Raw genomic sequence first — 12,283 nt, 5'->3', positions numbered from 1 at the left:
TGTTCATGCGACGCCGTCCCCTGCTCCGTCCGGTCGTCCGGCCCCGCGGAGCACCCCTGCTGCGCGGCGCCCTCGTGGGCGGCGCGGCCTACGCCGCGGGCCGCAGCTCAGCCCGCTCCGCGCGCCGCGAACAGGACCAGGAGGAGGCCATCGCCGACCTCCAGGCGCAGCAACAGCAACAGCCGCAGACCGTCGCCCCCGCACCCGTACCCGCGCCGAGCCCCCTGCCGCCCGCCGGAGCGCCGGCCTCCGGGGCGGCGCCCACGGTGACCGATCAGCTGACGCGGCTCGGTGAACTCGCTCAGCAAGGCCTGCTCACCCCCGAGGAGTTCGCGGCCGCCAAGGCGAAACTCCTCGGCGTCTGATCAGGGGCGGCCGGCGTCAGCCGCGCCGCAGAGCCGCCAGTGCCCGGTCCGCGTGCGCGCTCATGCGGAGTTCGCTGCGCACGACTTCCCGCACGCGCCGGTCCTGGCCGATGACGAACGTGATCCGCTTGGTCGGCGCGAGCGAGAAGCCGCGCTTCACGCCGAACCGATCCCGCACGGTCCCGTCCGGATCCGACAGCAGCGGATAGCCGAGGGAGTGCCGCTCCGCGAATTCCAGCTGCCGTTCCACCGCGTCGGTGCTGATGCCCACAGGCAGGGCCCCGGCGGCCCGGAACTCGGCCGCGAGATCGCGGAAGTGGCACGCCTCGGCCGTGCAGCCGGGGGTCAGCGCCGCGGGGTAGAAGAAGAGGACGACCGGCCCCTCGGACAGCAGCTCCGTGAGGGAGCGCGGGGTGCCGGTTTCATCCGGAAGGGTGAAGTCCTCGACAAAGTCACCGACGTTCATGGAGGTCCGTCCCCGATCCGTCCGTACGCGGCCCCGGCGCCTCCGGTGGCCGGCCGGTGACGTTACCGCAGAGTAGGGGATCCGGAAACCCCCGGAGGGAGCGGCTCAGCGGGCGGGTTCCGGCACGCCACCGTGCGCCGCGGCACGCCCGTCGAGCACGGCGAGGGCGCGCTCCCCCCAGCGCAGGTTCTCCTCCTCCAGGAATCGGCCGCGCATCAGCGTGAGATACGGCCCGACCCGCTCCGCCTCGCGGAGATACGTCTCCTCGTCCCGCCCGTCGAGCATCCGCTCCCGCAGCCGGTCGTAGCGGGCCAGCTTGGTCCGGGCCGTCTCCATCCGCCGCGCCACGAACTCCCGGACCGCTCCCGTGTCGCCCTCGTCGCAGGCCTGCACCTGGACCATCAGCTCGTCACGGATGGCGCTCGGACGCGGAGGCGCCGACGTGTAGGCGTACAGGTCTTGTCGTCCCGACTCCGTGAGACTGAACATCCGCTTGTTCGGTCGCCGTTCCTGCTCCACCACGCGGGCCGTGATGAGTCCGGCCTCGGCGAGCCGCTCCAGCTCGCGGTAGAGCTGCTGCGGGGTGGCGGCCCAGAAGTTGGCGACGGACACGTCGAAGATCTTGGCCAGGTCGTATCCGGAGGCCTCGCCCTCCAGGAGAGCTGCGAGGACGGCGTGCTTGAGGGACATCCGGACAAACTAGCAGCACGTTGAATAGTTTCCTCCGCACCTATTCAACGGCCGCAGGACCTGCCGACCGGAGCGCAGGAGGCCGCTCTTCGCTGGCACGTCGATCCCGCGCCTGCCTAGGGTGGAGGGAGAAGGCCGTGGGGGCGCAGATCCGAGGGGCAGTGCGATGGGCAGCGACACGTTCGTCTACACCACCTACATCCGGACCACTCCCGACGAGCTGTGGCAGGCGCTCACCGACCCGGAGCTCACCCGCCGCTACTGGGGCGTGGCCTTCGAGTCGGAGTGGACCCCCGGCGCCGCGATGGTGTGGGACGAGAACGGACGCAGGACCGTCGACCCCGAGCAGGTCGTCCTCGCCGCCGAGCCGGGCCGCCTCCTCTCGTACACCTGGCACACCTTCACCCCGGCGTGGGCGGAGGCCGTCGGCCTCGACCGGGAGGTGTACGCCGGCCTGGCCCGGGAGCGCCGGTCCCGGGTGACCTTCGACGTCGAGCCCTCGGGTGACACCGTCAAGCTCACCGTCACCCACGGCGCACTGGAGCCCGACGGCATCATGCAGGGACTGATCGGGGAGGGCTGGCCCGCGCTGATCTCCAGTCTCAAGTCCCTTCTGGAGACCGGCGAGGAACTCCCCGAGCCGCCCCGCTGACCTGCGGTCCAGCCGCCGCTGGCCCATTCGAGTCGTCTCCTTCCCCCACTCCGCCGCCACGCCCGGTGCCTTGATCATCTTTTCCTCCTTTCATCCGTTTTGATGCTGCGGTCGGCGACGCCCGCCGACGCGCTGTCGCGGTCCGGAAAGGGAGGGTGTCCGACGTGTCGTCACGCAGATACGTACGGGGGTGGGGAGCGCTGTCCCTGGCCGTCGGAGTCGTCCTCGTCGGCACGGCGGCCCAGTCGCCGCCCGGCCCGGACGGGCTCCCGGTCGCGGCGCCGGACTCCACCACGGTGGTCTCGGTGGACGGCTGCGGTACCGGCGGCGGCCTGTGTTCCGCACCCCGCCACACGGTGGTCCTGAGCGGCGGACGCACGCTCACGGGGCACCCCGTCATGCTCGGCGCTCAGGCCACGGGCCCCGTCTCGCTGCTGCTCCGCACCCGTGGCCGGCTCGTCGACGTCACCGTGACCGACCGGCGCGGCCGCCGGGTCTCCGGAGCGCCGAGCGCGGACGGCACCCGCTGGACGAGCGCCGTCGCCCTGCCCGCCGGAGGCCGCTACACCGCCCGCCTCGTCGTCGAACGGCCCGGCGCCGGGCGGGACACTTCCCACCGTCACCTCGCCCGGCTGGAGTTTCGCACCGCCGCCGCGCCCGCCGGAGAGCGGCTCACCGTCACGTTCGGTCCCGAGAGCGGCGGGACGTACGGCGTCGGCCAGCCGATCACCGCCGAGCTCAGCCGCCCCGTGCCGGCGGAGCACCCCGCCGCCCGCCGTGTCGTCGAGCGCGCCCTCCAGGTCCGCAGCGAACCCAGGGTCGAAGGCTCCTGGTACTGGGTCGACGCCGTCACCCTCCACTACCGGCCCCGCGACTACTGGCCCGCCCGCACCACCATCCGCGTGCACAGCTCCCTCGACGCGCTCCGCGTCGGCAGTGGCCTCTACGGCGGCCCGTCACGCCCCCTCACCCTCACCACCGGAGAACGTGTCGAGGCCGTCACGGACGTGTCCGCCCTGGAGATGACCGTCTTCCGCGACGGCCGGGCGATCCGCACGATCCCCGTGACCACCGGGAAGGCCGGATACCGGACCCGGGGCGGCGTCAAGGTCGTCCTCGGCAAGGAACCGCTCGTCCGCATGCGGGGCGACTCGATCGGCATCGCGCGCGGCAGCCGCGACTACTTCGATCTCAAGGTCCGCTGGGCCACCCGGGTGACGTGGAGCGGCGAGTACCTGCACGCCGCGCCCTGGTCCGTCGACGCGCAGGGCAGCGAGAACGTCAGCCACGGCTGCACCGGGATGAGCACCGAGGACGCCGCCTGGTTGTTCCGCACGGTCCGCGAGGGCGACCTCGTCCGGGTCGTCAACGGATACGGGGAGCCGATGACCCCCTTCGGCAACGGCTTCGGGGACTGGAACCTGAGCTGGGCGGAGTGGCGGCGCGGCAGCGCCCTCGCCGGTCCGGCCGCCGCCGGACCCGCGGCCGCGGGTGCCCTGCGCCCCGCGCTCTGAGCCGTGTGCGCGACGGGACCCCGAGGGATCGGGCCCGACGGGATCGCGCCACGCCGAGCGCCCGTCGGACGCCCTCGGTCCCGTACCCCTCGGTGATACTGACGTCCTGCCTGCTTGCCGCACATCCCGCCCCGCCGCGCCCAGGGAGCTTCGATGCCGGACGTCACCAAGGTCGAGGTCGGGGACGCGACCCTCTTCGTGGAAGCGCGGCGGCTCGGCCCCGACTCCGAGCTCGAAGGCTTCGGCGACCGCCTCCCGGACCTCTCCGCCGTCACCGGGGCGCTCGCCTCCTTCGCCGGGCAGATCGGCGAGGCGCTCGACCGGGCGGCCCCCGACCGGGCGACCGTCGAGTTCGGCTGCCAGCTCGGCCTGGACGCGGGCAAGCTCACCGCCCTTGTCGTCCAGGGCAGCGCCAACGCCAGCCTGCGGGTGACACTCGAATGGGCCAAGTCGCCCCACTGACCGGCATCGTCAGGCCGCGGACCTCCTCACTCCTTCCGGATGCCCGTGTTTCCCGGCGACCCCGGCTCCGCCACGTCGTCCGGGCCGGGCGCGGCCGCCGGAGCCGGTGCGCCGAGCATCAGCCGGGGGCGCCGCTGGAGTCCGGCGCCGACGAGGACGCCCAGGGCGATCGCGGCCACGGTGATCACCATGCTGACCATGCTGTCCAGCCCGCCGCCGGTGTCACCCGCCACGATGATCTCCGAGATGCTGGTGAGACCGACCGCGCCGGGGACGAGCAGCCAGAAGCACGGCAGGAACAGGACCTGGTCCGGGGTGTGCGAGCGGCGCGCGATCCACTTCGCCATCGGCGGCAGCAGCATTCCGGCCGCGAAGGCGCCGAAGGTCGCCCCGGCGAACTCCGAGGCCACCGACTGTACGAGCCGCTCGGCGAGCAGCGCGCCGAGGAGCCAGCCCGTGACTCGCGGCGGGGCGGAGAAGTACAGCAGGAAGCCGAAACCGAGGAGCAGCACGCCGACCCAGGGTGCCCAGGCTCCGAGGGTGGGCGAAGCGGGCCCGCCCGGCGGACGGGGGCTCAGCAGTTCGGTGCCGACCAGGATGCCGAGGGCCAGGAGCAGGAGCACGTTCGCGGCCCCGGCCAGCCGCGCGATGCCCGACAGGGCGGCCCCGGTGGCGAGTTCGATGGCCCCCAGGGTGAGCGCGGAGCCCGGCAGGAAGGCGATCAGAGGGGGGATGTACAGCACGGTGGGCGCTTCGTGCAGGAGCGGGCCGGCCCACGCCTGCGAGGCCGCCGTGACCAGGATCGCCGCCACGACCGGCAGGGCGGTACGGGCCGCCGGCAGCCGGTCGCCGAACAGGCGCAGCAGCCCGACGCCCGCACCCAGGACCGTGTACCCGATGACGGCGGGGACGGTCGCGTGCCGCATCGCGCCGAGGCCGACGGTGAGGAGGATGTAGCCGAGGACGGTGGCGGCGGGGCTGAACCGCTCGGGTTTCGCCCGGACCTCCCGCAACGCGCGCCGCGCTTCGTCGAACGGCACTTGCTCCGTACGCATCCGCTCGACGAGCGACTGGAGCGCCTCCACCTGGTCGAGCCGCAGGTCCGGGCCTTCGACGGGGGAGAAGTCCAGCTCCCCGCCCCGGCCGTCGAGGCCGCCGCCGACCCGGACGAACAGGCCCGTGGGGACGACGAAGCTCCGCACCCGCATGCCGTAGCGGGCGGCCACGTCGTGCAGCGTCCCCTCGACCTCGGCCGTCCGCTCCCCGGCGCGCAGCAGTTCGGATCCGAGCTCGCACAGCAGCGCGGCGAGGTCCCGCAACCACTCGCGGCCGGCGCCCTCGGCCTCCGGCACGGTCACGGTCTTCCTCCGGCGCCGGGGCCGCAACGCGGCTGCCCGGCGGGCGAGACCACGCATATCAAGATGGGACAAAAGGCGCATTCGGGCACGTTAGCAGCGCATTCGAGCCCTCACACCCGCCCGCCCCGGTGGCCGGACCCGACGGCGGGTCCGGCCCTGAGCCTCTACCTGTACTCGACGGTGAGAGTCACCGGCGCGTCCCGGTTCACGAAGAGGTACGCGCTCCCGGCAGGCGCCGCCGCGAAACCGAGCCGGAGCTGCGTGACCCCGCCCCGGTTCAGCGCCGCGAGCGCCGCCGCCGACAGGTCCGTCGACACCGCGCTGCCCGAGGTGAACGCGGCGATCTCCGCCCCGCCCGCCACCGACGCGGCGGCCGACCAGTCGGAGGGTTCCACCGCACACCCGCCGAAGCAGCCCGTGCGCACGTCCACCACCAGCCGGTTGCCGGACGGTGAGGCCCACGGATCGCCCGCGCCACTGGACCGCGTGACGGTCAGCCAGGCCCGGGTGACCTCCTTGCCCACCGGGATGCGTGAGGTGTCGAAGGACACCACCGACCGGTTCACCTTGCCGTCCGTGCCCCGGCCGAGGGCGAGACCGTACACGTCCTCCAGCGTGCCCAGCGCCGCCCCGGATCCGTCCGCCGCCGCCTTCACATACCCGTCCTCGGAGTCCGTACTGGCCAGCACGGTCCGCCCCGGCGCGGGCGGCGGCGTCGAGTCCCCGCGCAGCGCCCGCACCATGCCCATGACCGTCTCGATCTGCTTCCCGCCGTGTCGCGCGTAGGCCGTGTCACCGAGGTACCCCCACCAGTTCCAGCAGCCGTTGGGGTTCTCCAGGGTCGCCGTCGGCGCCGCCTGCGGATACAGCACGATCATGGCGTTCGTGTCGGCGTACTCGTTCAGGTAGGCGCCCTCGACGAACCGGGTCCCGAAACCCTGGTACGCGTACCCCTGCTTGCAGCCGTGCAGCGCGACGAGGAGCGTGCAGCGCGCCCCGCCCGCGCACGACGCCGGCACGTACGCGAAACCGTCCTTCCCCATCGAGAGTGCCGCCGCCGAGCCGCCCGGTGCGTACGCGTCCTGGTCGAAGCGGATCAGCGAGCCGCCCGTCCCGGAACCGGGCGCCGCGACCGAGCCGAAGAGGTGCCCGAGCAGCGCCCCCTCGGCGTCGGTGCCGCAGTTGTTCAGGTACGGGCTCTGCGTCACCGTGCACGAGTTGGGGCCGAGCGGGGTGATCCAGGCGTGCCCCGCCGCCGTGGACCGGTCGTAGCGGACCCGGGCTCCAAAGCGGCCGTAGTAGTCGGCGAGCGCGTCCGCGACCGGCCGTTTCACGGTCGCGTCGTTCGAGCCGCTGAAGACGTACACGGGGTCGTCGGCCAGGTTCTCCACCGGGTCGACGAGCCCTTGCGCGGACCGGTCGCGGGTGGCCTGCTCCAGGGCGCCGAGCTGAAGGCTCTGCGTGGTGTCCATGCAGGCGTTGAGCGCGGTGGGCAGTGAGCCGCGGGCGCAGTCGTACGGCCCCGAGGCGAAGGACGCCGACCCCTCGAACGTCCCGGAGTACGCCACGTGCAACTGGGTCGCCATGTACCCGCCGGACGAGACGCCCGCGCTGTACACGGAACCGATGTCGTACGCCTGGAGCGTGCCCGGCACGGGCGGGGGAGCGGCGGCGCCCGCCGGTACGGCGGTCGGGAACAGGGTCGCCGCGGCGCACAGCAGCAGCGCCGCGAAACGGCGTGGCCCGCGGTGGCGGGCGGGACGGGGTGAACGCATGGGGTCTCCCGGGCGGCTCGGTCCTGACGGAGGGTCGGCCGGGAGGCTACGGCCGGTCAGGAGGCCCCTGCCATGGGGGAGGACGCCACAAACCCTCCGGGCCGGTATGGCGGCCCGTCACCTGGCAGCCGGAGCGGGACCCCTGTGCGATCGAGGCCGCGCGAGCTGCGAGGATGCCGTCATGGAGCATCACGAGGAGCAGAAGGACCCGCTCGCCGAGGCGGTCGCCCTGCGGGAACAGGGCCACAAGGAGGAGGCGCGCGAGCTGCTCGTGGCCCTCGCCGCACGCCGTCCGGACGACGCCGAGGTCGCGTACCAGACGGCCTGGGCACACGACGTCCTCGGCCTGGAGGCGGAGGCCGTCCCCTACTACGAGCGCGCGCTCGCCGGTGCCGGACTCACCCCGGACGACCGGCGCGGCGCCCTCCTCGGCCTCGGCAGCACCTACCGGGTCCTCGGCCGGTACGACGACGCCGTCACGCTGCTGACCGCCGCCGCCGAGGAGTTCCCCCAGGACGGGGCCCTGCGCACCTTCCTGGCCATGGCCCTCTACAACACGGGGCAGCACCACGAGTCCGTCCGGACCCTGCTGCGCCTGGTCGCCGCCACCAGCGACGACCCGTCCGTACGCGCGTACCGGCGGGCCATCGAGCACTACGCCGAGGACCTCGACGCGACCGAGTGACCGCCGGCCGACGTCGCGTACCCGCGAGACCTACGTCAGTCGTTCACGGCGGTCAGGAGGACCACCGCGTCCTCCACGGCGGTCAGCCCGTGCCGCTCTCTGGGGATCATCCGCAGCGTCTGCGCCGGCAGCTCCTCCGCCCATCCGGCCGCCGTCAGCTTCACCCGGCCCCGCAGCACCTGGAGGCTCGCGGCCGGCGGCGCGTTGTGCTCGTCCAGGGACGTGCCCGAGGTCAGGGCGATGACGGTCTGCCGGAGCACCCCGTCGTGCATGACCAGATGGGCGCTGCGCCCGTGCGGCGCGGTGCGGGCCGCGGCCAGGTGTTCGTCGGCGAGCGCGGTGAGGTCCAGGATCATGTCTCTCCCTGCGGGGTGCTCTCCTGCGAGGTGCTCGGGCGGATACCCCCAGCCTCCCGTGTGGCGTCCGGGCCGCAACTCGGGACCGCCGGTCGCGCCACCAGCGCCACCACGAGACCCGCGGCCCCGACGCACGCACCCGCCGCGAGCAGGGCGGCGGACCAGCCGTACGCCGTGTAGAGCCAGGATCCGGCGAGCGAACCGAGGGCCCCGCCGCCGAACGTCGCCAGCATGAAGACGGTGTTCACCCGGGCAGCCACCGTCCGCCCGATCGCGAAGATCCGGGCCTGACTGGCCACCTGGCACGAGCTGACCCCGACGACCAGCAGATTTGCTCCGGCCACGAGCGCCACGGGGGAGTACGGGGCGAACCCCGCCACCGCGAGGCCGAGCCCCGCGGCCGCCAGACCCGCGGCGTTCACCGCCCCCGGCCCGTACCGGTCGGCCATCGGTCCGGCCGCCGCCGAGAGCAGCGTCGCGGGCAGGGTCAGCACCCCGAAGAGCCCGGCGGCGCCCGGACCGTACCCGAGGGGCGGGGCCGCCAGATGGAATGCGAGCACGGCCCAGAAGACGCTGAACGCGGCGAACACGCACGCCCCGAGCAGCGCCGAGATCCGCAGCTCCCGGTGGTCGGCGAGGAGCCGGGGCAGCCCGGCCAGGAGCCGGAGGTACGAGGAACGGCGCCGCCCCGCCGGTGGCGCGCCCATCCGCTCGGGCAGCCGCCGGGGCAGGACCCACAGCAGCGCCGCCGTCGCCGCCGCGGCCACCACGTAGGCCGCGCGCCAGCTCCCGCTCGCGTCGGTCACCGCGCCCGAGACCGTGCGGGACAGCGTGGAGCCCAGCGTGAGGCCGAGCCCGACGAGGCCCACGACCCTGCCCCGCCGTCCCGGACCCGCGAGCACGGCCGCCACCGGGGTGAGGATCTGCGGCAGCACCGTCGTGGTGGAGAGGGCCAGCGTGGCGAGCGTCAGCGTGACCACGTCCTGCGCCGCCGCGGCGACGAGCAGCGAGACACAGGTCAGCGCGAGCAGCACCGAGGTGAGCCGGCGCAGCCGCGCGGTGTCGGCGAGCGGCACGAGCAGCAGGATGCCGAGCGCATACCCGATCTGGGCCGCGGAGGCGATCAGCCCCGCCGTCCGCTCCGAGACCTCCAGGCCGCGCGCCACGGCGGCGAGCAGCGGCTGCGGGAAGTAGATGTTGGCGACCGTGACCGCGCCGGCCACGGCGACGAGCGGGACGTTCACGGTCCGGGCGGGAGCCGGGGCAGAGGCGGAGGTGGATGCGGTGGCGGCGGCGGTGGGTACGGCGGCGGAGCTCGGTTCCACGGACTCTCTTCCGGACGGGAGGGCGATGCCTTCAGGCTCCTCGCCGTCACCTCCGTCGAACAAGATGAGATCATCGAATCGGCGTTGAGCCACACTCAACGATCAGGAGGATTCCGATGCTCGAACGGTACGAACTGGAGGCCTTCCTCACGCTCGCCGAGGAGCTCCACTTCGGGCGCACCGCCGAGCGCCTCGGCGTCTCCACCGGCCGGATCAGCCAGACCGTCAAGAAGCTGGAGCGCCGCGTCGGCACCCCGCTGTTCGCCCGCACCAGCCGCAGCGTCCACCTCACGCCTGTTGGTCAGCGCCTGTACGAGGACCTGCTGCCCGCCTACCGGCAGCTGCGCACCGCGCTCGAACGCGCCACCGATGCCGGGCGCGGCTTCCACGGCGTACTGCGGGCCGGCTTCGCCACCCCCTGGGGCGGCGACCTGCTCACGACCGCCGCCGATACCCTGCTCGCCCGCTACCCCGGCTGCGAGATCACCGTCCGCGAGGTCCCTCTCGACGGCGGATTCGGCCCCCTCCGGGACGGAACGCTCGACGTCCAGTTCGCCGCCTTCCCCGTCCGCGAGCCGGACCTGACCACAGGTCCCGTCGTCGTCGCCGAGGACCGGGTCCTGCTCCTGCCCGCGGCTCATCCGCTGGCAGGCCGGGAGTCCCTCGGCCTGGAGGACCTGGCGGGACTGGCCCTGATCGCCCCCGAGGGCGCCAGCCCCGCGTACTGGCGCGACCACCACTACCCCCGCCGCACTCCGTCAGGCGCCCCCGTCGGCCGGGGACCGGTCGCGGCGACCTGGCAGGAGGTCCTCTCCCACGTCAGCGCCGGGCGGGGCGTCGCTCCCGGCGCGGCGCTCGGCGCCCGCTACCACCCACGCCCCGGCATCGCCTACGTCCCCCTGCGCGACGCCGCGCCCGTCGAGTACGGCCTGGTCTGGCCCACAGCCGCGGACTGCGCGCTGCTCAGGGCCTTCGTCGAGACGGTCGGTACCGCAGGGCCCTGACTCGTGCGCTCTACGGCGCGTCGGCGGGTGCGGGTGCGGGTGCGGGCGTGGGGGCCGTCAGCGCCCCCGTCAGATGGTCGTACGCCACGTGCGCGTGGAGCCGGACGCCGGTGACGAGGGTGTCGTCGTCCGCGTAGAAGTGCGGGTTGTGGTTGGTGACGATGCCGCGCCCGCCCGGGACCGGCACCGGCCGGCCCGATGCGTCCAGCGCCGCGTCCTGGACGCCGAGCATCACGTACAGGCCGCCGAAGCGGCGGACGAACTCGGAGACGTCGTCGTACCCGAGCGTCCCGCCGGTCTCCACCACCCGCTCCTCGCCCACGACCCGGCGGAAGGTCGGCAGCGCCGACTCGACCCACGGCCGGCTGTTGTGCACGGGCGGCACGGACTGGAGGTACTCCACCGAGGCAGTCGCCCCGTACGCCGCCGCGGAGTGCTCCACGAGCGTCGTGAGCCGCCGCTGGACCTCCGCCATGTCCGTCTCGACGGCGCACCGGACCGTGCCCCACAGCGTCACCGTCTGCCCGATGATGTTGAACCGGCCGACGTCTTCCACATGCCCGATGGAGACCGTGACCGGCGCGAAGGCCGAGACCTGGCGGTACAGCTGGCCGACGCCCGTCAGGACCGCTCCCACCGCCGGCATCGGATCGACGCCCTCCCAGGGCGTGGAACCGTGCGTCTGCTTCCCGGTGACGACGACACGGACGAGGGCGGAAGCGGCGTACTGATTGCCGATCCTGTATCCCACGTGCCCCTTCGGATAGGGCGTCACGTGCAGCCCGAACGCCATCGTCGGCACCGGGTCGGCGAAGGCGCCCGCCTCGACCATGGCCCGTGCCCCGCCCTCCTCGGTCACCGGCGGGCCCTCCTCGGCGGGCTGGAAGACGAAGAGCACGGTGCCCGGGAGGCGGTCCCGGACCCCGGCGAGCACCACTGCCGCGCCGAGCACCATCGCCGTGTGGCAGTCGTGCCCGCAGGCGTGCGAGACGGGGAACGGGCCGCCCGGATAGTCGGCGTCGACGACCTCGGAGGCGAACTCCGCCCCGCACAGGTCCCTGACCGGCAGCGCGTCCATGTCCGCCCGGAGTGCCACGACCCGCCCGCCCTGTGACGGCCCGGCACCGCGCAGGACGCCCACGACGCCGTGACCCGCGATGCCGGTACGCACCTCGTCGAGGCCCAGCGCGCGCAACTCGTCGGCCACCAGCCGGGCCGTCTCGACCTCCCGGTTGGACAGTTCCGGGTGCCGGTGCAGATGGCGCCGCCAGGCGACCACCCGGTCCGCCACCTTCGCTGCCCGTTCGTCCAGTTCGCCGTGCATCGACTCCGTACTCAACGGGGACTCCCTCTCGTACCGGCTCGCGCCGTGGCCATGGGGACCGTGCCCCACCAGCCTCGCACCGAGGGCCTGTCCGGCGGGTGAGGACCGGACAGGCCCGCGGCGTGTCAGCGGTCGGTCAGGTCGGAGAGCCTGAAGTCGTCCGGAAGGGGCGTCCCGAGCTCGTTGAGGGCCGTGACCACTCCTCGCGGAGGCGGGCGAGCTCCTCGACGAGCCAGATGTGCACGTCGACGAGTTGGTTCCCGAACGCCGCGAGGCGGTCGGCCGGTTCGGAGGCGGTGGTCATCCC

At 73.7% G+C, this 12,283-nt stretch carries 14 protein-coding genes; 6 read left to right on the top strand and 8 right to left on the bottom strand.

Translation table 11 applies throughout. The features are described 5' to 3' along the window. The first annotated feature begins 5 nt into the window (after positions 1 to 5). Entirely contained in the window at positions 6 to 365 is a 360-nt protein-coding gene (locus tag OG357_RS01225) for an SHOCT domain-containing protein (RefSeq protein WP_329619299.1), read from the top strand. A 16-nt stretch (positions 366 to 381) separates the two neighbouring features. Here the strand turns inward: OG357_RS01225 and OG357_RS01220 are convergent, their stop codons facing one another. Continuing rightward, on the bottom strand, positions 382 to 831 hold the full coding sequence (locus OG357_RS01220; RefSeq protein WP_329619298.1) for a peroxiredoxin: 450 nt from the start codon (positions 829 to 831) through the stop codon (positions 382 to 384). 105 nt (positions 832 to 936) lie between these two features. Further along, the gene (locus OG357_RS01215; RefSeq protein WP_329619297.1) at positions 937 to 1,521 is read right to left on the bottom strand and encodes a PadR family transcriptional regulator; all 585 of its coding nucleotides are present in this window, start codon (positions 1,519 to 1,521) and stop codon (positions 937 to 939) included. A gap of 166 nt (positions 1,522 to 1,687) precedes the next feature. On the opposite strand from OG357_RS01215, the gene OG357_RS01210 reads away from it, so the two are divergent. From OG357_RS01210 to OG357_RS01200, 3 genes are all read left to right on the top strand, one after another. After that, complete coding sequence (locus tag OG357_RS01210; RefSeq protein ID WP_329619296.1) at positions 1,688 to 2,173, top strand: SRPBCC family protein; 486 nt, start codon at positions 1,688 to 1,690, stop codon at positions 2,171 to 2,173. 164 nt (positions 2,174 to 2,337) lie between these two features. Beyond that, a complete protein-coding gene (locus OG357_RS01205; protein WP_329619295.1) occupies positions 2,338 to 3,687 on the top strand; it encodes a L,D-transpeptidase in 1,350 nt (449 codons plus the stop codon). Positions 3,688 to 3,840: 153 nt separating this feature from the next. Continuing rightward, the gene (locus tag OG357_RS01200; RefSeq protein WP_329619294.1) at positions 3,841 to 4,149 is read left to right on the top strand and encodes a CU044_2847 family protein; all 309 of its coding nucleotides are present in this window, start codon (positions 3,841 to 3,843) and stop codon (positions 4,147 to 4,149) included. A 26-nt stretch (positions 4,150 to 4,175) separates the two neighbouring features. Here the strand turns inward: OG357_RS01200 and OG357_RS01195 are convergent, their stop codons facing one another. After that, positions 4,176 to 5,507, bottom strand: coding sequence for a threonine/serine ThrE exporter family protein (locus OG357_RS01195; RefSeq protein WP_329619293.1), 1,332 nt, complete (start codon positions 5,505 to 5,507; stop codon positions 4,176 to 4,178). 164 nt (positions 5,508 to 5,671) lie between these two features. After that, positions 5,672 to 7,282, bottom strand: a complete 1,611-nt coding sequence (locus tag OG357_RS01190) for an extracellular catalytic domain type 2 short-chain-length polyhydroxyalkanoate depolymerase (protein WP_329619292.1) — start codon at positions 7,280 to 7,282, stop codon at positions 5,672 to 5,674. 181 nt (positions 7,283 to 7,463) lie between these two features. On the opposite strand from OG357_RS01190, the gene OG357_RS01185 reads away from it, so the two are divergent. After that, positions 7,464 to 7,967 (top strand): tetratricopeptide repeat protein, encoded by a 504-nt coding sequence (locus OG357_RS01185; RefSeq protein WP_329619291.1) that lies wholly within the window; start codon positions 7,464 to 7,466, stop codon positions 7,965 to 7,967. A 35-nt stretch (positions 7,968 to 8,002) separates the two neighbouring features. Here the strand turns inward: OG357_RS01185 and OG357_RS01180 are convergent, their stop codons facing one another. Next, a complete protein-coding gene (locus OG357_RS01180) occupies positions 8,003 to 8,323 on the bottom strand; it encodes a cupin (protein ID WP_329619290.1) in 321 nt (106 codons plus the stop codon). Continuing rightward, positions 8,320 to 9,648: an MFS transporter gene (locus OG357_RS01175; protein ID WP_329619289.1), complete on the bottom strand. Its 1,329-nt coding sequence runs from the start codon at positions 9,646 to 9,648 to the stop codon at positions 8,320 to 8,322. The genes OG357_RS01180 and OG357_RS01175 overlap by 4 nt, the downstream gene beginning before the upstream one ends. Before the next feature lie 116 nt (positions 9,649 to 9,764). Between OG357_RS01175 and OG357_RS01170 the strand changes: the two genes are divergently transcribed. Next, on the top strand, positions 9,765 to 10,652 hold the full coding sequence (locus OG357_RS01170; protein ID WP_329619288.1) for a LysR family transcriptional regulator: 888 nt from the start codon (positions 9,765 to 9,767) through the stop codon (positions 10,650 to 10,652). A 10-nt stretch (positions 10,653 to 10,662) separates the two neighbouring features. On the opposite strand, the gene OG357_RS01165 is transcribed toward OG357_RS01170, so the two are convergent. Both OG357_RS01165 and OG357_RS01160 read right to left on the bottom strand, forming a co-directional pair. Beyond that, the gene (locus tag OG357_RS01165; protein WP_329619287.1) at positions 10,663 to 11,991 is read right to left on the bottom strand and encodes a M20 metallopeptidase family protein; all 1,329 of its coding nucleotides are present in this window, start codon (positions 11,989 to 11,991) and stop codon (positions 10,663 to 10,665) included. A gap of 121 nt (positions 11,992 to 12,112) precedes the next feature. Further along, positions 12,113 to 12,280 (bottom strand): hypothetical protein, encoded by a 168-nt coding sequence (locus OG357_RS01160; protein ID WP_329619286.1) that lies wholly within the window; start codon positions 12,278 to 12,280, stop codon positions 12,113 to 12,115. Positions 12,281 to 12,283: the final 3 nt, after the last annotated feature.

It is taken from the genome of Streptomyces sp. NBC_01255 (genome assembly GCF_036226445.1).
Lineage (GTDB): Bacteria > Actinomycetota > Actinomycetes > Streptomycetales > Streptomycetaceae > Streptomyces.
This window is presented reverse-complemented; position numbering and strand designations above follow the sequence as displayed.

Coding starts and splice junctions, on each gene's coding strand:
- OG357_RS01225 (WP_329619299.1), top strand. CDS start 6: ATGCGACGCCGTCCCCTGCTCCGTCCGGTCGTCCGGCCCCGCGGAGCA.
- OG357_RS01220 (WP_329619298.1), bottom strand. CDS start 831: ATGAACGTCGGTGACTTTGTCGAGGACTTCACCCTTCCGGATGAAACC.
- OG357_RS01215 (WP_329619297.1), bottom strand. CDS start 1,521: ATGTCCCTCAAGCACGCCGTCCTCGCAGCTCTCCTGGAGGGCGAGGCC.
- OG357_RS01210 (WP_329619296.1), top strand. CDS start 1,688: ATGGGCAGCGACACGTTCGTCTACACCACCTACATCCGGACCACTCCC.
- OG357_RS01200 (WP_329619294.1), top strand. CDS start 3,841: ATGCCGGACGTCACCAAGGTCGAGGTCGGGGACGCGACCCTCTTCGTG.
- OG357_RS01190 (WP_329619292.1), bottom strand. CDS start 7,282: ATGCGTTCACCCCGTCCCGCCCGCCACCGCGGGCCACGCCGTTTCGCG.
- OG357_RS01185 (WP_329619291.1), top strand. CDS start 7,464: ATGGAGCATCACGAGGAGCAGAAGGACCCGCTCGCCGAGGCGGTCGCC.
- OG357_RS01180 (WP_329619290.1), bottom strand. CDS start 8,323: ATGATCCTGGACCTCACCGCGCTCGCCGACGAACACCTGGCCGCGGCC.
- OG357_RS01170 (WP_329619288.1), top strand. CDS start 9,765: ATGCTCGAACGGTACGAACTGGAGGCCTTCCTCACGCTCGCCGAGGAG.
- OG357_RS01160 (WP_329619286.1), bottom strand. CDS start 12,280: ATGACCACCGCCTCCGAACCGGCCGACCGCCTCGCGGCGTTCGGGAAC.